Genomic DNA, 21,942 nt, shown 5'->3' on the forward strand with positions numbered 1-21,942 from the left:
CCCAAGGGAATTATTATTTTAAATCATTTAAAATGGCACGATAGGCGCATTTGAGGTCTTTGTCCATCTCATTAGGGTTAAGTTGCATTTTTACCTTGCCTTTTAATCAGGGCTACGCTAAACCGCCTTCACAACGACGGGATGTGGCTCAGTCTGGTAGAGCGCTGCGTTCGGGACGCAGAGACCGGAGGTTCAAATCCTCTCATCCCGACCAGACATTACAGGCACTTGCATGAACTTCATGCGAGTGCCTTTTCTTTTGGCCCTCAAGCACCTCCCAACCAACCTGCATACAGCACATACAATTGCTCGAATTTATACGTGATTTTGGACAGTAACGATATACTCAAAAAATCTAAAACCGTAAAAAATGACACACAAGGTGACACTCAAGACAAAAGAAAGAGTGCAAGACAACGTAAAAAGGGCTTACAACTTTCGTTGTAAGCCCTTAAAATATGGCGGAGAAGGAGAGATTTGAACTCTCGATGGAGTTTAACGCCCCATACACGCTTAGCAGGCGTGCGCCTTCAGCCAACTCGGCCACTTCTCCGGTCTCGATAACACAGCTGTAACAGCAGGTGCGTCGAGGAAAGAGTGTCTACCTTTTCGCCTGTTCTTTGTCAATAAGGTTGTCCCCTATTTATCCTTTTTCTCTTCGGTTTCTCTGCGGCGTTTCCTTTTAAGGCTCTTGTATTTGGTCTCATGCCTCCGCGTCTTGGCACCACCTATACGCTCTCGGCCAGGACCACGCTTTCCAAGAGCTGAAATACCACGTCCCTTCTCCCAATCTTTTTTCTCATGACTGGAGCGGAATACGACATTGACTGGCGCAGTCTTTATCCCGAGCATTTTTCGGAACTGGTTCTCAAGATATCGCGCATAGGCAGATTTTACCAGCGTGTGATCATTACAAAAGAAGACGAACGTTGGAATTGGTTCATCCGCTTGCGTGACATAAAAGAACTTGGGACGCTTACGCTTGACTACCGGAGGCTGTTGCTTTTCCAGAACAGCTTGGAGCGAACGATTCAAGATACCAGTACCGATACGAATTTCGCACTCCTTACGCATGGCTTCTGCCATGGGAAGAAGCTTTCCGATCCCCACACCCTTTTGTGCTGATGTCATGACGATGGGCACATGGGGGATAATTCTTAACTCACGCCGAAATGCATCAAGTGCCTGATTGGTCTCATTGCGGGGCACCAGGTCAGCTTTGTTCACCACAACAATGAACGGAGTTTTCTCCTTAGCGAGAAATTCGATCAGGCGCTTGTCCTGACGCCCCACACCAAGTGTTATATCAATGGTCAGTATGGTAACATCCGAACGCTTGGAATTTTTAAGAGCACGAATGACACTTATCTTTTCAAGATGATCCTGGATATTTGCACGTCTACGGACGCCTGCAGTGTCCACAAAAGTATATCGCTTGTTCTTCTTCTCAAAAGTAACATCGATAGAATCACGTGTCGTCCCGGCAACATCACTGACAATGAGGCGATCCTGTCCAATGATGGCATTGATGATTGAAGACTTTCCAGCATTGGGACGTCCCAACATAGTCAGCCTGAGGCCGCGCTCTATGCCGTCATCAACCTCTTCCGGCAGGTTGAGTTCAACGACAAACTGACGAACTCGCTTTCTGACTTCGGACAGATTGTAGCCGTGTGCGGCTGAAACAGGCAGGAGGTCCAACCCCATGATGTGGAAATCCGAAGTCATGGCAGCAGAAAATTCGCTCCCGTCTACTTTGTTGACCAACATCATAACGGGTTTTCCACTTCTGCGAACATACTCGGCAGCTTGTTGGTCAAGCGGAGTCAGCCCCTCTTTCCCATCTACGACAAAGATAATGGCGTTTGCCTCTTCAATGGCTTCGCGGGCTTGTTCAAAAATTTCATCTTCGAAATCCTTGCTGAGTTCCGGTGTCGCTTCGGATTCGAGTACCATTCCTCCTGTATCAACAAGATCGAACTTGACATCGTTCATTTGGCATTCGCCATAGATACGGTCGCGCGTCACCCCTGGCATGTCATGGGTAATAGCCCGCGACTTCCTGAGTAAACGATTGAATAAAGTGGACTTTCCCACATTGGGGCGTCCGACGAGGGCGACGATTGGCAGCATGATTTAGGCTCCGGATAGATTGTAGCTTTCGGGTAATGGATGTCAAAACCCGCGCCTTCTTGATGTACAAGGAAGCGCGGGCTTAACCTACCCTAGGTCAAATGTCGAGTCCATTGTTCTTCGGAAGAAAAGAACAAACAGGTTATTTCGTCGCCATTTCCTCAATAACCGAGTTCAATCGGGAAGCCATTGTCGCAACTTCCTGAATTGCCGCAGAAGCCTCTCGCATGATGTTCGACGTTTCCATGGAAATCTCATTGATTTCATCTGTGGCCCTATTGATCTCCTCACTCGTCGCGGACTGTTCTTCGGCGGCCGTAGCAATAGCACGAACCTGATCCGCCGCATTTTCAACTCTGGCAACGATCTCATGAAGCGCCTTTCCAGAGTCATTGGCAAGTTCAGTACTACGCGAGACAGACTCGGCGGCTTTCTCGGTAGCCAGTACATTATCCTTAGTCATCGATTGGATACGGACAATGGCATTGCCAACTTCACTTGTCGCGGACATGGTTTTCTCCGCCAGCTTACGAACCTCGTCAGCAACAACGGCAAATCCACGTCCGGCTTCGCCTGCGCGAGCGGCCTCGATAGCAGCATTCAAAGCGAGCAGGTTCGTCTGATCCGCAATATCCGTGATAACCTCAAGAACATTTCCAATTCCCGCAGCCTGCTCACCAAGGTCTTCCATGGAATTTTTCAAATTTTCAGCCTGCCGTTGAACGTCGCCAACAGCTTCAATAACCTGACTGACTATCCTTTCACCATTCTGGGCATTCTCCTTGGCCTGATCCGCATCCTCGGCAGCCATGCTGGCATTTTGCGCAACCTCAAGAACGGTCACATTCATCTCTTCCATGGCTGTAGCCGTTTCAGCAGCACGAGACCGCTGCGTTTCTGAACCTCGGTTGGCTTCATCGATTTGTGTGGACAATTCTTCAGAAGCACTGGATAAAGCCTGAGAAATATCCTCGGCCTCATTCGCCGCTTTCGAGATCCGTTCATTCTGCTTTTCTATCAACTTCTGCTGAGTTCGAATCTCAGTGACATCAACCCAGAGAGTCAATGCTCCGAGCATCTGTCCATCCATGTCATAAAAAGGCGTTGTCGTGACTTGGATATTTTTGTGATGCCCCTTGAAACTCGTGTATTCGATTTCAAGATGGAGTTGCTCCCGTTGCTGAAGAGCCTTGCTGGACAAGGTTTCACGATCAGGTTCATCATAGTGGAATGCCCCTGCCGTATGCCCAATAAAGTCTTTGGGGTTTCCATCACGTTCAATCAGGTCGAGAATCTGCTGATTGACCCAGAGAATCTTATGATCAGGTCCAATCAGACTGCATGGAAGAGTCAGCCCATTGAGAACACCTTCGGAAAAACCAAGCTTTGTCTTGAGTTCATTGACCATGACCTCGATTTGCTGGGCAAGAACCTTTAACTCAAAATGGTACTTTCCTTTCAATTGCGCATGGAGATCGCCTTCAGCAATAAGGCTTGCATAATCGAGTAATCCCTTGACAGGTTGTGTGACCAACCTCCGGATAAAAAAGACGACAACCATCGTCAACAGTATGGCAACCAGCAGGCCACCGACGGAAAGAGTGTTGCGCTGTTCATTGGCTGCTGCGGACATATCGTCTTCATATGCGCTCATGACGATAGTCCAGCCCATTTTTTCAAGAGTCTTGAATTGCATGTATTTCAAACGGCCTTCCCATTCATAAAAGACACTGCCTTCTTTCTTCTCAAGGGCCGTTCTTACAAAGCTCATATTGCTCAAATCCTTGAGCATCAAATCTTTATTCACTGCATGAGCAATCATCCGTCCATTTTCGTCAAGAATGTACCCATAGCCGTGTTCTGCAACCCGAAAAGGGTCCAAAAATTTTGCGGTGAATTTTTCCCATTTGGGGAAAATCCCAACACCGCCGAGGATCTGCCCATCACGATCACGGACAACACAAGCAGAAGCAAAAATATAGATCCCCCCCCCACTTTTAGAGATGAGGATTTCATTGGAAAGATATGCATCAGACTGACCGCTCAAAACAGCCTTGACATATCCACGGCTGCTTCGATCCGCCCCGGCAAGATTGACTCCTTTGGCGTTATATCCAGCGACGACCTGACCTTGCTTATCGAAAACAAAGGCAGCCCAATAATCATCCGAATATTCAAGCAGATCTTTGAACAGCCAATCGGCTTCTTCAGTGCCCAATCCTTTCAAAGCATCATGCACGTTCTGTTGAGACGCCAACATCCGTGTCATGTCCCCTGTATGTTTAATGTACACATCAAGGGCAGCCATGGTCTGATTCACTACATTATCCATTGCCACTTTTTCTTCACCGAACAGCTTTTCGTGCGTGCTTCCACTGACCCAAAAAACTCCGGCTGCAACAGTCACAATGATAACTGTAGCTATCAACACCGTAATGACAGTATTGATGCTTTTTATCCGCATAATGAACTCCTCTTTGTAGCCAGTTTGAAGAAAGGCACTCACTCCAGACCAGTATCTCATGCTCTGGCCGAATTCTGATTGAGGATCAATTATAACCTATAATAATTGATTTTACCAGCAGCGGAACACAAATCTGTCTTCATCATGTCATTTGAACCATAATACAATAAAGACAAAAGCACAGGGATAAATACCACCTGAAGTTTCTGGTTCCGTGAAAAAGGAAAAGCCCAAGATCGACAAGATGTTCTTACATCCTCAAACATGGGCTTTGAAACAATTGTGAAATCGGGGAGCCCCGATAACGTCAATTAATCTGCGGAGAAGAGTTTTTTGATCGATTCATTATACGGAGGATACAACACGCCTTCTTCCGTAATAATACCTGCAATCAGTTCATTTGGAGTCGGATCAAATGCAAGATTGTAAACCTCTACACCTTCCGGAGGAATGCGATGATCACCGATATGAGTCACTTCCATAGGATCGCGGTCTTCAATGGGAACATCCTCACCAGTCGGAGTTTCTATATCAATAGTATACTTGGGGGCAGCCACATAGAATGGGATATTGAATCGGTCTGCCAAAATAGCCACACCAAACGTCCCAATCTTATTGACCGCATCGCCATTGGCGGTGATTCGATCAGCCCCTACGACCACTTTGTCCACCAGACCACGCTTCATCAACAAGGCACAAGCATTGTCACAAGCGACTTTGACAGGAATACCATCCTTATGCAGTTCATAGGCTGTCAACCTAGCACCTTGAAGGAAAGGCCGCGTTTCGTTGGCAATAACTGAGACTTTCTTGCCCTGATCAATAGCACCACGTACAACTCCAAGAGCGGTTCCATACCCTGCCGTGGCCAGTGCTCCTGCATTGCAATGAGTCATGATGGTGTCACCATCATCCATCAAAGCTCCGCCAAATTTCCCTATCAACTCACACATTGCAATATCGCCAATGTGAATCTCTTTGGCGCGTTCGAGCCAGAGAGGTAATAAATCCTCAAGCGTAATATTTCCAGCTTCATTCCAAATACGCTGCATTTCTCGCACAGCCCAACGCAAGTTCACAGCCGTGGGGCGCGCATCATGAATCTGTCCAAGCTTGCTCTGCAGAAACTCTTTCCAGTCTCCATCCATCCCCTGCACTTCACGACCGGCCAAGTAGCAACCATACGCAGCTGTGACCCCAATAGCAGGTGCTCCACGGACCACCATCACGACCAAGGCGTAGCAAATATCCTCAGTTGTCTGACACTCGAACCATTCTTCCCGATTGGGCAGGTAGCGTTGATCGAGCAGAATTAGTGCATCTTTTTCAGCAGAATATTGTATGTGTTCGGTCATGAATCAATCTCCGGTAGTTCTTTGAAACCCCGAAGCCACCTCTCTCGAGTGGTCTCCGGGGTTTACTGAGTTCTCATTATAAACCATTTCGAGTGATCATCGGCGACGGCGGCGTTCCCGTTATGACCTCAATACCATCCATTCAGAAGTCCACAGGACTCCCTTGCTCTTGCTACGAAAGCTTTTCCTGAAATAATTTAGTCACGACACCAGGGTTTGCCTGTCCCTTGGAAAGCCTCATAACCTGCCCCATAAAAAAGCCCATGAGCTTCGTCTTGCCAGCCTTGTAGGCTTCCACTTCCTTGGGGCTATCAGCGATAACCTGATCCACCATGGCTTCCAATTCACCGGAATCGGACATCTGTGCAAGCCCCTTGGCCTTGACAAATTCAGTAGGAGAATCCCCGGATTCACATAAATCACGGAAGATATCCTTACCGATCTTGACCGAAATGGTTCCATCATCCACTAAGTGAAGCAATTCACCCAACCTGGTAGGAGTGAGCATGCAATCACACGCCAAAGTCTCTGTATCATGGCAAAAAGGTAACAATTCACCAACGACCCAATTCGTCACTTTTTTGGCCTCACCGCCATACGCCCTGGACGCTGCTTCATAATATTCAGCAATGACCAACTCACTCGTCAGCAGAGCTGCATCATAGTCCGCAATCTTGTATTCTTCCATAAAGCGAGCTCGCTTGGCACTTGGTAACTCAGGAAGTTCCTCCTGCCACTTCTTCACCCATGTACTTTCAAGAATCAATGGGACGAGGTCCGGGTCCGGGAAATATCGATAGTCGTGGGCTTCCTCTTTGCTCCGCATTGAATGCGTAGTGCCTTTGTCCGCATTATACAAACGAGTTTCCTGGACAACTTCATCGCCATCTTCAATGACATCTATCTGGCGCTCCACCTCATACTCGATGGCTTTCAGAATATGTTTAAACGAGTTAAGATTTTTCAACTCCGCACGGGTTCCAAACTCTTCCTGCCCATAGGGACGAATGGAAATATTGGCATCACAACGAAAGCTGCCTTCCTCCAGGTTCCCATCACATATGCCAAGATACAGCAGGACGGAACGAATTTCCTTGAGATACGCTACTGCTTCTTCTGCCGAGCGCATATCCGGCTCGGATACAATTTCGATCAAAGGGACGCCCGTACGATTCAAATCCACAAAACTGGCATTGTCAGCGGCAGAGTGAATATTCTTTCCTGCATCTTCTTCCATATGAATGCGAGTCAGCCCAATCCTCTTTTTCTCACCATCAACTTCGATATCGACATGTCCATGCTCACAAATAGGAAGCTCAAACTGAGATATCTGATAGCCTTTTGGTAAATCCGGATAAAAATAATTCTTACGGGCAAAGACTGACTTGAGATTAATCTCACAATTGGTCGCAAGTCCCATCTTGGTTGCAAACTCCGCAACTTTTTCATTAAGCACAGGCAGAACACCGGGCATACCGGAACAAACAGGGCACACGTTCTCATTCGGATCAACGCCGAATTTTGTGGAACAGGAACAGAATATTTTGGTCTGCGTCTTGAGCTGAGCGTGGACTTCCAGTCCAATAACGGTTTCGTAGCGAGACATGGGCTCTCTCCTCCCAATCTATTTTTGGTTAGCGTAGAGTTCTGGGTTCAGACTTGGATCGTTGTACATCTTGAACTGAAAATAGACCTTGGGTTTTTTGCTGCCCACAGCATACTCATCAATCAGTTCCAGCACAGCGCGTTCGAGGTCCTCATGCTGCTGTTGCAAAGTCATCACTTTGACACTGCACTGCTCAACATGCTTTTCGTCAACATCCTTTCGCCCGCACTGCTCTTTCATATGATATATCTTGAGAGCTTGAATGGACAAACGGTCCAATGCAGCACCGACTGTCTCCGTATTGAAACGATTCTCGCCTTCAACGGGCAACAGGGGATTCAACATACCAATCAAACATTCGTCCACCCGCTCAATCAGGTCATTTCGTTTTTGATTCAATTTATCAATGGCATACTTGCAGTCTGCTATTATTTGTGCATTGACGTCCTTACGACGCGCACGGTCCTCGACATGCCAGAGCTTGAAATTGGTCCAATGCTGACGGCCGACGAGCTCTCGAAAACCGGCTACTCCGGTTAGATGAGCCGCAGGCTCGCCCTCATCGTCATATACAGGTTCGCCAAAATGCCAATCCGTTACAGACCGAGTCTGGTGTGCAAGAGCGTCACGGATGCTTTCCTTAATCGTCTCAAATGTCATATCAGCCATTGATAAGTGCTTCTTTGCTTATGAGGAGGTACACGGTGGCCTCGGTCATTATGTTATTGGCGACGGGTTCCACCTCGTTCCCTTCGCCTATATAATAGTCAAGCCGAGAACCACGAATAGCAGTTCCCGTATCCTGGGCAAGCCCAATGCCCGCCACTCGTCGCTTGCCGACCGCTCTGCCATTCTCGGCATGGGGAATCTCCGCTTCAAATGCAAGCAGGCTCCCAAGCGGCAGGAGTTTTCGGTCTGTAGCCAGTGAGACCATCGGCGTCAACGGCTTTCCGATTGTCCCTTCTGGCGGAGAATTCTCAAGTCGGAAAAAAACATAGCTCCTATTCTCAGCCATCAACTCAAACATTTTATCAGGATGTTTTGCAAAGTATTGCCGAACATACTGTTTTGAAAGTTGTCCTTTCGGCAACAATCCCTTGGAAAAAAGTATGCGTCCCAAACTACGAAAACCGTGGCCGTTCTTCGCTCCATACAAGACATTACGGGACGTGCCATCCGGCAAACGAAGGCGTCCGCACCCTTCCACCTGCATATAAAAGACATCTATCGGATCTTTGGCCCACGCGATTTCAAGCCTTCGCCCATCCAAGACATGCTGAATATCAACGTCACCACGCTCATAATATGGTCGAACCCGACCATTTTCAAGACGATAGAATCGATCACGACCTCGCACCTTTCCATAACGCAGGTCACCAGGTACACCATAAATGGGAAAATCATAGCCTGGCCGACGAGTCAGGCTTGCCGGAATTTCTGGCGTATAATAGCCGGTCATCAGGGGCTTCTTATTCATTCCAAACCATACGAAACGATTCGCCAACAACTCGGGCTGCTCATCCAGGAGAGGAAGCAACTCTATGAATTCTTCCAGACTCCGTACGACTTGCGCCCATGTCAGTGACATGCCCGGTCGCTCCAGAGCGAGCTTGTCCTGCGGCATGTTCAATGCATACTCCAAGCTGCGCTGCACCGGGCTGGACAATGCCATCCAGGAATCCAATCCTTGACTTTTAAGATCAATCTTAACCGTATTTTCAAGCCCCTCGGCATTATTCAACGGAAAAAACAAATCACAGGCCGGGAGTACCGCTGGCTCCCGGACAGTTCGCAAGGTCAAGCCCTTGGTCACCCCCGGTTGGCAAAGTCCGACAGAAAAAGAAGGCTTCTCTACCAACGGAGCATTGGAGACTTGGGGACGTTCAACAGGCAAAGGTTCCTGTTTTTCCAGAAGTGCCTTGCCCCTGATGCAGGCAACCATCCCACCCAATATAAAAACGAGCAGACAACCCCGTACCAGGTATCCGGGAGTACTCTTGATAAAATCAGCTTTCATTCCAGCCCAAATAACATTCCCGTTAGCCACATGAATCAATGGCGACATCGCAAAACTTGCCAACACCATACTCCCGCCGACGGAAGAATTTTTCCGGGCTGGGACTGATAATCTGGAGTTCCGGATATGCCTTCTGCACATCGAGAGCGATATGCATTTCCTTGGTACACCCTGTGGAATATGTCGCATCCTTCCCTGTCCAGACCGGCGGGACCTTCATCCCCATTATCTCGAAGCTCTTTTCAATATCGAAATATGTCTGAAAACGCCAGACGTTGATGAAACCGCTTCTCTGAACTTTTTCCCACATATACATGAGATCATCAGCATCCATCCCTTCTTCAAAATGTTCGCCAGGATTAATGATGAAAGCATCATCAAGCTGATTACGCAAATGGTTGACGTAGGCGGTGATCACCTTGATGGCCTGCTGTGTCTGCCCCGGTACACTTCCAATGATGCCAGAATAAAACATGACCGTTTTCCCCTGCTCCCTCGCCTGTCGCATCTGCTGAATAATCTCTTCTGCCTTGTTCGCGATATAGCGTTCGCTAAACTTGTGTGCAGAGTCAGCTTTCGGCCTGTAATCAAGGATAAAGCGCCCTTCTTCGTTGCGATAAAAACTGACAATATCCCGCGTGAAATCATGGCAGGTATTTATAAGGCGTTTGTTCATCGATTGCCCTTTGGCCACAATCAAGTCACACTCTTTCCATGCCCTGGCAAAGCTCACAGAGCACCGATACGGGTTGAATTTTTCGCGAGTTCCATCAGAAATCACCACAAACGGATGTTTGCTCATTATTTCAAGCAACTGATTTTTCGAAAGTTTATCCTCACTCACAAAATGAGCACCATTGAACCGTTCAGCCAAAATGGGATCATGGTCCCGATCCCAGAAAGTCGGCTGCTCAAAGAAAAATCCTTCCTTCAATGCCATAATGACACGATGTCCAAGACGCAGCAACGCCTTGACCACCTGAAGATCAAACATCAATCCACCAGCGCGATTCGGAAGATACAGAATCCGCATGGGACCTTCACTATTATCCAACGCAGATGCCACAGGAGCAAAAAGTCTGGAAGTATGCCGAATCTCGCTATCAATATCAGCCTTGCGAAAAGACTCTTCATCAAAGGATTCCGGCGACCAGTTATCGCTCAAGGTGGAAATTCGCATGAGCCGTTCCACCTCGATCATATCCAGATGATGCCGTAAATCATCTATGCGTCCGCATTCCTCCACACCGTCCAGGCACCCGTTGACCATGTTGTCAAAGGTCTCGCTGTCAACAATCTTTGCACCACGACGATTCAACGCTTTCCTGATGTCCCTGTAAGGGTCATCAATTCCGCTCTGGGTCATGAAAATGGTCACGAGCCGTTTCATCAACCGAGACGGAATGACAATAGGAGAAGCAAGAACCATGCGGAATTTGTGACGCGCCAACTGGATAAAACGACTGGCCAGCTCTCGCTCCGAACAAAAATTTCTCGTCAGGGCTATAAATATTTTCCACTGCTGTAGGTATTCGTCAAGAAGCGGGGATGGAAGCCCCTCCTCCAAAAGCATCATAAACATTTCATCCGAACATGGCGCATAAAATTCGCCATCCTCCAGAGCCATTATGAATCGCAGTTGCTCCATGGACCCATTTTTGTCAGGGTCTATAGTGTATTCCAAATGATTCTCTGTCATAAAATGCAGGAGCAAGGCATCCAAGGATACATGTTTGCCATATTGAATCTCTTTGGCCGACTCGAAATTGCATTTGAACATCATATTACTTCTCCGTCAGAAATCCATGCTTCTTCAACTTCTCAAAATAGGCGGTAGGTCCGAGATTGACCACGAGCAAATCAGTCGCGCACCGCCTGATGACAAGCCTGTCCCCAAAATACAGGCTATGGGAAGTCTGTCCGTCTACAGTTAGACTGACCTCTCCCCGCTCTTCAGCTATCATCACCATGCACTCTTTGTCCGCAGGGACAACCAGCGGCTTGAAACTATTAAGAAATGGGCAGATGGGTGTTACGCTGTAGGCGAACAAGTCTGCATGCAGAAGTGGACCGCCAGCTGAAACTCCATAGGCTGTAGAGCCAGTGGGAGTCGAAATGATAACCCCATCGGCTCGGAAGGTCGATAAATCCACACCATCGTAAGCTATGCCCAACTTGACGAGACGAGCCAGAACACCTCTACTGACAACAAGATCATTTATGGCAGTCCCGCTCCTGACAAGAGTGTCCCCTCGTAAAATCTCGTACTCCAGAGTCATTCGACCTGCGACATCAAGACCAGTCGCAATGACACTTGAAAGCCACGCTTTCCAGTGATCCCGGTGCAACTGGGTCAAAAACCCCACCCGCCCCAGATTCACTCCCATAAAAGGCGTACCAAGGGAGAGCAACCAGCGAGCGGCTGCAATGAATGTCCCATCACCACCCAGAATCAAAATGAGATCATACTGTCTCGTTTCCTGAAAACTGTCCCTACATGTCTCTGCCGAATGCTCAAGGCAATGGGCTTCGATTCCCGACAAGGAAAGATGAGCTGTCATCTCTTTTCCCAGGATGGCGCTTTTCGTATCATCAGCTTTTGTCACGATAAGAATATTTTTCAGACCTTCAGGCATGCATCGAATTTTGGTTTAAATTTTGAAAACATTCAACCTTTATCAATTTTATTTATGTTAAGAGAAAGCATAAAACGCACTTTTCTAGATTTTTTTTACTTTTACCCCTAAAGTTAATTTATTCAGAGACGATCCAATCAATCAAGGAAGGACTAAAACTGTGTACAATAGATCGGCCAATGTTCGCACCATGCTGCGCACCTATGGGAAGCAGCTGACAAGCGCCAAGCGCCTCGCCCGTTTCAGGCAGGCCATGGGAGCGTCTCCTGAACGTGATGACGTTGCCAAGCAGGCGAAGCGACGTGAATTGGTTGAGCGTATAGCGCACGAGATCATTGAAAATCTGATAGTCAATACGGAACAGTCTCCGGTTGTGGCTGCCGTCACACAGCAGCTGCAGGCGGAATTCGGACACCGATTTATTTTCGAATATCCGGTAGACGGAGGTGACGTTCAGATATTAAGAGAAATGGAGCATGGCATATCAGAGCTTCAGGGCGCTGAGAGAAACACGGTCATGCGGAGACTTTGGGAGATAACATTGTCCAAGGTTGACGAGACAATGCTTTGATTATCCCGGAACATTCGGGAGGGAAGACATGGTTATCAAGAGTATAGTAGGGGATCAACACCCTTACGCAAACAAGAAAGTCGAGAACAGAGGCCCCACGGATCAGCAACAGACCCAGACGACAACAAAGTCGTCAGGAGATAATGCAGACCGTGTGGTGCTGTCCTCCGAAGCCAAGCTGCGCGGAGCGGCTTTACAAACGGCAAACGAAACGTCAGATATTCGCCGGGAAAAGGTGGATAAGTTGAAGCAACAGGTCAAGGACGGAACATATACGCCGGACCTGAAAAAGGCCGCCGCAAATCTTATCCGCGACGACCTCGAACTTCTTGTTGACCGTTAATAATTGCTGAAAGACCGGGATTAACGATCAATCGGACTAAAATGGGTGGGGTATCCCCCATCAGTCTGCGGGACCTGAAGACCTATCCGAGCCTCAGTGTTGATAACTATCGGCCCCTGAAGGTTCAGGGTGGTGTCTTCTGGTTTGTTTTGTGGAATGGTGACAGTCACAAGAATCGCCAACTGTTTGACATTCTCTATCTTGAGAGTTTTCCTGTCGATCTTCTCAAGTTTCACATCGTAGTCGTCAAGAAAGGAGTACGGATCAGCGACAAGCAATCCTAATCCGGGATCAGTGATACACTGTAGAAGCAGAAAAGGAGAATCATTGTCCTTGACGCTCAACAATGCAAATTCGCGCTTGTCCTCAAGACCGATGAGCCCCCGAGGGAAATAAACAATACCGTCCGGGCTGATTTCACGCTCGCCCAGCCTCGTCATTATTTTTTGATTTCTTTCTTTTGCCATAGCGCAGCCGCCGCGAGCAGGTCCTGCTGGCTGGTTTCCAGCGCCTGCTTGTTCTGTTCCTTGATCTTCAAATACACCTCTTCCCGATAGACAGTCATGTCTTCGGGGACATCCAGGCCGATTTTTATCTGCTTGCCCTGAACACTCAGGATCTTCAGCTTGATATTATCGCCCAGATAGAGGCTTTCTCCCGGTCTCCGGGTCAGTATCAACATTGTGCCACCATACGTTACGGCTTCAGCGCGACAATTTCGCACGTACCTTCTACAAGCCGACTACATCACGTTTCAATGCAAGTCCAGTTTAAGAAATATTAAATAAATTTACCAAGGTTCAACTGCATGATCATTGAAGTGGACCTGAGAACGGATTCATAGACGATCTGCTGCTGTGCCAGCTCGGTCATTAATTCGCTCACATCGGCATCTTCGATGGAACTGACGAGTGTGTCCTCATTCAGTTGCAGACCTTCAAGAATAGTCTGCCCCACTTCAAGGCGATTTTCACGGCCACCAACATCCGCAGTGCTGTTCATGATGTGCTTTTGCGCCTCGCTCAGATTGGCGAGCGCCTGTTGAACACCTGTCTGGTTGTTAGTCTCGGTAAAGGCGATCAGGTTTCCCATGACTTCAAAGAGATTCTTGGAGTATTCATCATCTCCCTGAATCGAGACCGCCATATTAGGTGCTCCATCCGACTGGAAAACCCTTGAGGCATTAGCGCTGCCCAGAGTTAAAATGGAACCATCCGCAGCTGTTACAGCATCAGGGTCCATATAAATCCCCCCGAAGATGTCCTTACCAACGTCATTGACCCTCACTCGCTCACTTGAAGAAATATCAAGTTCAATATCTGCGGTCCTCGGCCTGATAACGAACTGCTGCCCCGGTTGCAGTTGATTGGAGCCATTTGAGGCCAGACGAAGAATACCGCCATTAGCAACGCTTAGGGTCGTTGCATTGGACGAAGTATCGGCTTGAGCAATGTTCCCGGTAACCCAATTGATGCCGCCATCAAGACTGTAAGAATATTCAATATCTTCATTCATTGCCACGGCACTGGAATTATCAATACGAACAGTCACGTTGGTATTCAAAAATGAGCCGGAAGCAGAAGCGGTGATAGTGCCACTCCCGGTTCCGAACTGATCGACATCCGGCGGTGGATCATTATCATCACCGAGATAACGAACAGAAGGTCTGATCCAGAGCCATGTTCCATCGGAGTTGGTCGGATCCTCAGAATCATTATTCTTCACGATGGTATCACTGGCAAAATCCACACTGGTACCACTGCTTGGCAGGTTCAATGTCCCCTGACCGGCGCTAAACGTCATGTACCCATCACTCAGCCAGCTATCACCACCATCAATGCTGTACCGGACCCCGGCATTGGACAGATTCATGTCCCCACCGACCTCGACAGTTCCGCTTTCATCAAGGAACTGAACCAGAACGGTAGTGTCTGCTGACCCATTGACAGTAAAATCAACCGAACTGGCAAAACTGTCATCATTCGTCGTCAGCCACATGATCTCTTCGAAGGCCGCCCCTTGGGTCTTCTGCCCTCCGTAAATGTTATTCCCTTCAAACTCCGTATTGGACAGTCCAACCATCTGTTCAAAGAGACTTCTCAATTCATAACTGATTTGTTCCCGGTTATCGGAATCAACCGTTCCTGTGGCAGCCTGGGTCGCCAATTCCTTGGCTCGTGTCAAAATTGTAGAGACTTGCAAAAGAGCTTCATCAGAACCATTCAGCCACCCTTTTGCCGTCGAAATATTCTCGCTATATTGTTCAAGAGACCGTATCGTATCTCGATGGTCGAGTATACGTGTCATTCCTGTAGGATCGTCACTCGGCTTATTAATCTGCTTTTGTGTCTGAGCCTTGATATTGAGATCCATCAAAGAAGTCAGGGAGGTATTCAGATTATACACATACCTGTTAAAGAGCATTTGTTGCGTTACGCGCATAACTCCTCTCCTTAAGCCTTCAGTGACAGGATGGTTTGCAGCATCTCGTCAGCAGTGGTGATAAGCTTGGCTGCGGCCGTGTAGGATGACTGGTACTTGATGAGATTGCTCATTTCTTCATCCAGGTTGACACCTGAAACCTGCTGTTGCCTCTCGTCCAGGTCATTGGCCAGTGTACTGTAGAAATTTTGATTGAACTCGGCACGATTGGTATCGGTTCCAACATTGCCCACAAGTCCGTTATAGTAATCAAGGATGGAAGTGGATGTGGTTCCTTCGGTGATCGTCGAAAACTTGACATCGACTTCACGCAAATCATACATGGACAAGGCTGTTGTATTGTCGCCGGGATTCAACTCTCCGGCCCCATTGACATGCCCGGTTGCAAGATAGTCCAAATCACCTGTTATCTTCTCGTTGACTTGGATATCACCAGGAGTCGATCCCTTGAAAAAGGTGTTTAACCCGAGTCCTGCCATTAATCCGGCGCTGTCTGTTCCATAGGCGAAAGTGTACCCGTCTTCGGCATCCAACATCAGTTGGTTATTGACAATGGACGCTGAAATCATGCCCGGATACGTATTATTGAAAGCATCCCTCACATCTTCGAGAGTATGGATATCCGGGTTGAATGTCGCGCCGCCTCCAAAATCAAGAGCAGCGGAAGAAGTCAACAACCCCGTGCTGGCATTGTAGACATACATGAAAGAACTGCCCGACTGGAGCTTGTCACCAAAGACCAATCCAGTGGAGTCAGACCCCAAGGCCTTGGCAGAGTCTGCAACCTGATATGTCCCTTCGGAATTCGTAAAGGTCTGTAAACCTGCGCCTTGACTATGACGTCGATTCGTTTCCCAGACGAGGCTTTCGGATAATTTTTCCAGCTTCTCCCGATACTTGCCAACGTAATTGTCGCGAAAAGTCAACATTGCCGCGATACTGCCACCAGTCAGTCGAGTCGAATTTTCTTCCCCATTGAAATGTAATTGGGGGGTGATATTTTCCTTATGAGAAGTATTTTCCACCCAATACAGTCCCTGATGCGGGCTGATGATGAACCGATCTCCAGCCTGAAATTCACCGCCGGGTGTTGCCTTGGAATCGGTTGAAGTCCCGAACCAGATCTGCAACCCTTCCACATTCACACGGGAATCATAATCGCGAGCCGAAAAGAGTTGCTGATCTCCATTTTCATCGGTCAACCAGGTCACGCCGCCATCCATGGAAACGCGGAATTGAGCAGAGGAACCATCTGAAGTCAGTTCTCCTGCAGCAGTGGACCCTGCACTGGAGCCAACAAATTCGATGGTATACTCGAAATCATCATTTCCTTCGAAATAAATATCGCCTTCAAATGTCGAAGTAGACCGAAGATCCTTGGTGATTTCCGGTGCACTAAATTCCAAAGCATAATGGCTTGCACCATCAACAAGATTCTGGCCAGCCGTGGTCATGATGGTAAAATCACCACCTCCGTTATCAATGGTGGTAATATCCACTAATTCACCTAATTCACGAACCTTTCGAGCACGTTCGTCAAGCAGAGTATTGGCATTGTTCTGCCCTTCAATATGGTGAATTTGTATTTCCTTGTTGAGATCGGCAATCTCACTCATCAAGGAGTTGGCTTCATCGACTTGAGCAGCCACCGTCGTATTGATACGCTGCTGCATCAGGGAAAGGTCCGTATCAACCTGCTTGAGCGTTGAGACCAGCGTTGCCGCATCGTTCACAACGGATTGACGCGCCCCATAATTATCCGGACGCTGACTGACCTCATTCCATGAATTGAAAAATTGAGACAAGGTGTTACTGACACCTGTTCCGCTTGATTCATTGAGCAAGTTCTCAACACTCGAAAGCTGCTCCCACAGAGTGCCCCACTTTTCTTTGTGAGCCGCCTGTTCCAGGTACAACTCCTCGACCATTTCATCAAAACTGCGAGCCACCTGAGTGGCCTTGACCCCGGTACCCAATTGACCAGGTGAATAGTCAATATAAGTGCCTTCTTCCAAAAGGACAGATCGTCGGGAATACCCCTCGGTATTCACGTTCGATATATTCTGTCCCGTCACCTGCAACTGTACTTGCGACGCGAACAAGGCCCAGCGGCCCATATCAAGGATTGAGTTGGCGCCGAAGGACATTACAGTCTCCCGGTCAGGATACGAGCATTCCCCGGACTCTTGGCAAAACGTCCGGTAGATCCGTAAGCGCCAGTGTTCTTGGGCTTGATCTGATCATGCATGAACTTGAGAAGCCCTTTGCTCTGATCAAAAAGGGCCTTGGCCATCTCGTTATTCTTGGCAGCTTGAACAGCACTTTTCTGCTGAGTCTCTTCCAAAAGCTTGACGAGCCCCTGAAATGTTTCCCTGGTCTCATCATCCATCATCAAATACAAATCCCGAACCCGAGTAGCTCCCTTGACAAGAGTCCCTATCATCTTGCGCAAACTCAGCCTTTCACTCGCAATCTGACGCATAAGCTCCTGAATGGACAACTCGATCTGAGACACCCCTTGCGGGTTAGAACTCATCAGACGGGTAAATTCTTCCTCCAGAAGGATGTACAACAGCATTAACGCCTTGTTCTGCCGGACCAAATTTTCCTCTAATAGGCGGTACATACTCTCTCCCTTGCCAAGCTAACGACTTGAATTTTATGTCTTAACAATCGAAAGACCTCGTTAACATTACTTGAGGTTCACCCAATCTTTGCAATTTTCCGGCCAACTTCACCGCCTTCCAGGGCTTCATATGATTTCCCCACTGTCCCAGGATTTGTGCCGAGAAGCCCGGTCTTAATCCGCTCTGTCTCCAGCCGCCTTGTCAATTCATCAAGTCGTGCTTTAACTTCCACGTCACTCATAGGCTGCGAACTGATGGTGGCGATTTCTTCAGAAGGGTCTTCCAGCACGTCTCCGCCATTCAGAGAGAGTGCTCCGCCGACAGCATTCCCTCCCCAATCTTCGAGCGTCTTTCCTGCAGTTTCAGGCATGGACAAGGCAGAACTTGCCGTATTCAGAGGAATCGGTTGCTGGGCCAGAGGCTTAATCTCCACGGTACCGGGCAAAACATCCCTACTCGTCTTTACAAGCTTTTGACTCAACTGATCATAAATCATGTCAGCCAAGCCGATGCCACCCGACTTCGCCATTTTTTCTGCGAAATCACGATCAAACATGGACATATATTGTTCTTCCTGCTTGGAATGGAGGTAACCTTCCTTGGGAACAGTGGACTTCATTCCCTTCCAGAGCTTACTAATAAAAACTGCCTCAAAATCCTGGCACGCCTTTTTCAGTTGTGCTTCTGTATCATTCGTGGTGCCCTTCATTCGCCCTTTCAAGCCATCCATTTCCTGCTTGAAGCGGATGAGGTCCCGGCTCTCCAATTGCTTGGACGCCAACTGTGTATCAACTCCTGCGCTCATCATTTAGATAACCTCCACATCGGCGTGCAGAGCGCCCGCCGCTTTGAGTGCGCGAATGATCGAAATAAGGTCCCTTGGGGCAGCACCGATGGCATTCAAGCCGTCAACCAATTCCTGTAGAGTCGCTCCTTCCATGAGCATGAGCGGATTATTCTGCTCATTAACGGAAAGGTCGGTTTGAGGAGTAACCACCGTGGTTCCATCAGAGAAAGGTCCAGGCTGGCTGACGTCTTCAGACTCGGTGATGACAATTTGCAAATTTCCATGAGCAACGGCAACCTTGCTCAAACGGACATCATGACCAAGCACCACGGTTCCGGTTTTTTCATCAACCACCACACGGGCTTTGCCGTCGGGGGTAATGCTCAGATTCTCGAGAGAGGCCATCAGAGGAACCATGTTGCCACGAAACTGCTCGGGAATTTTCAGTTCAACGGTGGAAATATCCTTGGCCGAGGCAAAATTGCCTCCCATTGTCGCATTGATCTTGTTGACGACCTGCATGGCAGTGCCAAAATCCTGTACCGACAAATTGACGGTCAGGTGATCCTGGTTGTTGAATTTAAAAGCAACCGATCGTTCCACGACTGCCCCATTGGGAATTCTTCCGACAGTCGGTATATTCTTCTGAGCCGTGGCAGCGGTTCCGGTCGCAGTAAAACCACCTATGGTCAATGATCCTTGACCAATCGCATAGACCTGACCATCCAACCCTTTCAGGGGAGTCACGAGCAATACGCCACCCAACAAACTCTCGGCATCGCCCAGAGAGGAGACTGTCACATCAATTCTAGAACCGGGCTTGGTGGAGACAGGCAAACGAGCTGAAACCATGACGGCAGCGACATTTTTGGGTTTGAGGTCTTCAGGATTGGATTCCACTCCCATTTTCTCCAACATATTCGACATGGAGCGCAGAGTAAAAGTTGAGGATGTCCCGTCACCGGTCCCGGCCAAACCTACAACCAATCCATACCCGACCAACTCATTGGTCCGAACCCCGCTAAAGCTTGCGATATCCTTCAAACGCGCTGCACTGGCTTCGCTCGATGACATGGTCACCCACAAAACGAGTCCGACAAAGAGCGCAACGGCCATCAAAGCGGGGCGTCTGTTCTTGTCTCTATTGTATTTCATGATACGCTGTTGCATGTTCATGACCTCAGCTCCTCGAAACTCTTCATGATTTCTTGTCCGTGCGCCCTTAGAAGGGATAAATATTATCCAATATCCGTGAGAGCCATCCAGGACGTTGCTTGTCCGCCAAGACCCCCTGTCCGTAAATTTCAATTTGAGCTTCTGCCAGACTCGTGGATGGGATGGTATTATCGGAAGCAATATCCCGTTGTCTGATCAACCCACGTACCACCAAAAACTGCGTTTCCTGATTAACCCGAATACGACGAGCCCCTTCAACCTGCAAAAGATTACCCGGCAACCTTCTGACTATACGCGTCGCCACGGTGGCATCAAAATTCGACTCCTGTTTGGTTTCTCCGTTGCCGGTAAAATCCGAGGATTGAGATGCACCGATATCAGCACCGACTTTGGCACCCAATGTTCCGGCAAGCGGTATATTTCCTATCAACCCTGTTGAGGGCATGGCCGTCACGGAATTGGCGATTGTATTTTCCTTGGACGCCGTGGTTTCAGATTTGATCTTGGTACTCGCCGACTCCGAAACCTGCACCAAGACAATATCACCCACTCTACTGGCCCGATTATCGTCATAGAGAAATTCAGAACGGTTGGTATCAAAAAGAGAACCGGGATTGGCTGCGGGGTCCTGCTCCTCATACACCGGAGGCGTCAAAATAGGCATGGGCTGTTCCTCATATCGAGGAGCGCACCCGGCCCCTATGGAGGCAGCCAGCATGATTGCGGCAACAGCTATTAAAAAATGGCGTCTCATAATCACATGCTCCTTCTCTATCTGACCATAACCATGTCATCAGCCACAACGGTGGCCAAGACTGTCTTTTTGCTTTGCAGGTTACGTACCGCGACCTGTTGGCCCACGCTCGCTTCTCCCAATGCCTCGGCTTTGATGGAGAGCTGCACACGGCTATTTTTGTACATTAACGTGACTAACTCACCCTTTTCTATGAGTGGGACGGGCTCAATATGGCTTTGAGTAAAGACCTGGCTACGGCCCAGGGTCCGAGTCATACGCCACGGGCCTCCTGTTCCGTCCCATATTTCAGGTTTGTGCGCGAGATTGACCCGACGGAAGGTAATCTTGTCCCGTGTCAAACGCTCATGACGATTGAGGGGTTTAGCCGCGACGGGAACAGTCTTCCAAACATTGATAAAAACGGACCCAGCTTTACTCGACATCAATTTACCTTCATGAGAAAGCACTCGCATTCTGATGATATTGCGACCGGGACGAATGTCGTCACCCAAACTTATTTCGAGTTTGTCATATGTATTATCCAAAAAATAATGGAGCGGAAGGTTCATATCCTTAAATTCGATATCATCGCTCATGGATTTAGCTCGAGGTGTCAAAAAAGCGACAACTCGATTCTTGAGGTCTTGTCCGGTGACGACAGCCCCACCGGTCTGCACGGTCAGTTGATTTGGCAGAATAAGTCGTTTGACCTGGGCACCCATGTAATATTTCAGAACATTTCTAAGCTTGTCCCGATCAATGGTCACAGGCCTTCCCCGTTTGGTGGAGGCCTGCCAGAGTTTAATTTGAGAAAGAGCAGCCCATGTCCGAGCATCCACTCCCTGAGCTGGATCGGCAATTTCGCCCAGCAAAACGATAGGTCCCTGCACACATGCCGCGTTCCGAACCAGAACCCGCCAATCATTGCTGCTATTTGAAGCCGCACCTGTGAATGATGAGGTTCCCAGAATCAACACCAATATCACTGCAAGCGCAGACACCACGGTCTTCAAACGGTGCTTTCTCTCTATCTTGTTTAACATGACTCT

Annotated in this window: 19 protein-coding genes and 2 tRNA genes; 3 read left to right on the plus strand and 18 right to left on the minus strand. The window is 48.4% G+C overall.

The genetic code is table 11. The features are described 5' to 3' along the window. Nucleotides 1-137: 137 nt before the first annotated feature. A tRNA-Pro gene (locus tag BN4_RS03795) sits at nucleotides 138-214 on the plus strand. Nucleotides 215-459: 245 nt separating this feature from the next. Here BN4_RS03795 and BN4_RS03800 read toward each other — a convergent pair. The 9 genes from BN4_RS03800 to BN4_RS03840 all read right to left on the minus strand — a co-directional run bounded on the left by BN4_RS03800 (nucleotide 460) and on the right by BN4_RS03840 (nucleotide 12,136). Beyond that, nucleotides 460-553, minus strand: a tRNA-Ser gene (locus BN4_RS03800). Nucleotides 554-639: 86 nt separating this feature from the next. Further along, the gene (gene der / locus BN4_RS03805; protein WP_015414032.1) at nucleotides 640-2,133 is read right to left on the minus strand and encodes a ribosome biogenesis GTPase Der; all 1,494 of its coding nucleotides are present in this window, start codon (nucleotides 2,131-2,133) and stop codon (nucleotides 640-642) included. Between the two features lie 142 nt (nucleotides 2,134-2,275). Continuing rightward, a complete protein-coding gene (locus BN4_RS03810) occupies nucleotides 2,276-4,597 on the minus strand; it encodes a methyl-accepting chemotaxis protein (protein ID WP_015414033.1) in 2,322 nt (773 codons plus the stop codon). A gap of 311 nt (nucleotides 4,598-4,908) precedes the next feature. Further along, on the minus strand, nucleotides 4,909-5,952 hold the full coding sequence (gene mtnA / locus BN4_RS03815; protein ID WP_015414034.1) for an S-methyl-5-thioribose-1-phosphate isomerase: 1,044 nt from the start codon (nucleotides 5,950-5,952) through the stop codon (nucleotides 4,909-4,911). 172 nt (nucleotides 5,953-6,124) lie between these two features. Further along, nucleotides 6,125-7,558 (minus strand): Asp-tRNA(Asn)/Glu-tRNA(Gln) amidotransferase subunit GatB, encoded by a 1,434-nt coding sequence (gene gatB / locus BN4_RS03820; RefSeq protein WP_015414035.1) that lies wholly within the window; start codon nucleotides 7,556-7,558, stop codon nucleotides 6,125-6,127. A gap of 18 nt (nucleotides 7,559-7,576) precedes the next feature. Beyond that, complete coding sequence (locus tag BN4_RS03825) at nucleotides 7,577-8,227, minus strand: DUF4254 domain-containing protein (RefSeq protein WP_041720124.1); 651 nt, start codon at nucleotides 8,225-8,227, stop codon at nucleotides 7,577-7,579. Beyond that, complete coding sequence (locus BN4_RS03830; protein WP_231856570.1) at nucleotides 8,220-9,623, minus strand: MltA domain-containing protein; 1,404 nt, start codon at nucleotides 9,621-9,623, stop codon at nucleotides 8,220-8,222. The genes BN4_RS03825 and BN4_RS03830 overlap by 8 nt, the downstream gene beginning before the upstream one ends. After that, nucleotides 9,598-11,358, minus strand: coding sequence for an ARMT1-like domain-containing protein (locus tag BN4_RS03835; protein ID WP_015414038.1), 1,761 nt, complete (start codon nucleotides 11,356-11,358; stop codon nucleotides 9,598-9,600). The genes BN4_RS03830 and BN4_RS03835 overlap by 26 nt, the downstream gene beginning before the upstream one ends. A gap of 1 nt (nucleotide 11,359) precedes the next feature. Continuing rightward, nucleotides 11,360-12,136, minus strand: coding sequence for an NAD(+)/NADH kinase (locus BN4_RS03840; protein ID WP_231856571.1), 777 nt, complete (start codon nucleotides 12,134-12,136; stop codon nucleotides 11,360-11,362). Between the two features lie 235 nt (nucleotides 12,137-12,371). On the opposite strand from BN4_RS03840, the gene BN4_RS03845 reads away from it, so the two are divergent. Further along, nucleotides 12,372-12,782 carry a DVU0524 family FlgM-associated protein gene (locus tag BN4_RS03845; RefSeq protein WP_015414040.1) on the plus strand — a complete coding sequence of 137 codons (411 nt, stop codon included), beginning with the start codon at nucleotides 12,372-12,374 and terminating at the stop codon, nucleotides 12,780-12,782. 28 nt (nucleotides 12,783-12,810) lie between these two features. Next, a complete protein-coding gene (gene flgM, locus BN4_RS03850; RefSeq protein WP_015414041.1) occupies nucleotides 12,811-13,125 on the plus strand; it encodes a flagellar biosynthesis anti-sigma factor FlgM in 315 nt (104 codons plus the stop codon). Nucleotides 13,126-13,145: 20 nt separating this feature from the next. On the opposite strand, the gene fliW is transcribed toward flgM, so the two are convergent. The 9 genes from fliW to flgA form a co-directional block, all read right to left on the minus strand. After that, nucleotides 13,146-13,592, minus strand: a complete 447-nt coding sequence (gene fliW, locus BN4_RS03855; RefSeq protein ID WP_041720125.1) for a flagellar assembly protein FliW — start codon at nucleotides 13,590-13,592, stop codon at nucleotides 13,146-13,148. Then, nucleotides 13,565-13,807, minus strand: a complete 243-nt coding sequence (gene csrA, locus BN4_RS03860) for a carbon storage regulator CsrA (RefSeq protein WP_015414043.1) — start codon at nucleotides 13,805-13,807, stop codon at nucleotides 13,565-13,567. Before csrA ends, fliW begins: the two co-directional genes overlap by 28 nt. Nucleotides 13,808-13,905: 98 nt before the next feature. Next, nucleotides 13,906-15,567, minus strand: a complete 1,662-nt coding sequence (gene flgL / locus BN4_RS03865) for a flagellar hook-associated protein FlgL (RefSeq protein WP_015414044.1) — start codon at nucleotides 15,565-15,567, stop codon at nucleotides 13,906-13,908. 11 nt (nucleotides 15,568-15,578) lie between these two features. Beyond that, nucleotides 15,579-17,714 carry a flagellar hook-associated protein FlgK gene (gene flgK / locus BN4_RS03870; RefSeq protein WP_015414045.1) on the minus strand — a complete coding sequence of 712 codons (2,136 nt, stop codon included), beginning with the start codon at nucleotides 17,712-17,714 and terminating at the stop codon, nucleotides 15,579-15,581. Then, nucleotides 17,714-18,193 (minus strand): flagellar export chaperone FlgN, encoded by a 480-nt coding sequence (flgN, locus tag BN4_RS03875; protein WP_015414046.1) that lies wholly within the window; start codon nucleotides 18,191-18,193, stop codon nucleotides 17,714-17,716. Before flgN ends, flgK begins: the two co-directional genes overlap by 1 nt. Before the next feature lie 77 nt (nucleotides 18,194-18,270). Further along, on the minus strand, nucleotides 18,271-19,002 hold the full coding sequence (locus BN4_RS17015; RefSeq protein ID WP_015414047.1) for a rod-binding protein: 732 nt from the start codon (nucleotides 19,000-19,002) through the stop codon (nucleotides 18,271-18,273). Continuing rightward, nucleotides 19,003-20,157 (minus strand): flagellar basal body P-ring protein FlgI, encoded by a 1,155-nt coding sequence (locus BN4_RS03885; RefSeq protein WP_015414048.1) that lies wholly within the window; start codon nucleotides 20,155-20,157, stop codon nucleotides 19,003-19,005. 46 nt (nucleotides 20,158-20,203) lie between these two features. Next, nucleotides 20,204-20,911, minus strand: coding sequence for a flagellar basal body L-ring protein FlgH (locus tag BN4_RS03890; RefSeq protein WP_015414049.1), 708 nt, complete (start codon nucleotides 20,909-20,911; stop codon nucleotides 20,204-20,206). Nucleotides 20,912-20,928: 17 nt separating this feature from the next. Next, the gene (gene flgA / locus BN4_RS03895) at nucleotides 20,929-21,936 is read right to left on the minus strand and encodes a flagellar basal body P-ring formation chaperone FlgA (RefSeq protein WP_015414050.1); all 1,008 of its coding nucleotides are present in this window, start codon (nucleotides 21,934-21,936) and stop codon (nucleotides 20,929-20,931) included. Nucleotides 21,937-21,942: the final 6 nt, after the last annotated feature.

This window comes from Pseudodesulfovibrio piezophilus C1TLV30 (assembly GCF_000341895.1).
Taxonomy (GTDB): Bacteria; Desulfobacterota; Desulfovibrionia; order Desulfovibrionales; family Desulfovibrionaceae; genus Pseudodesulfovibrio; species Pseudodesulfovibrio piezophilus.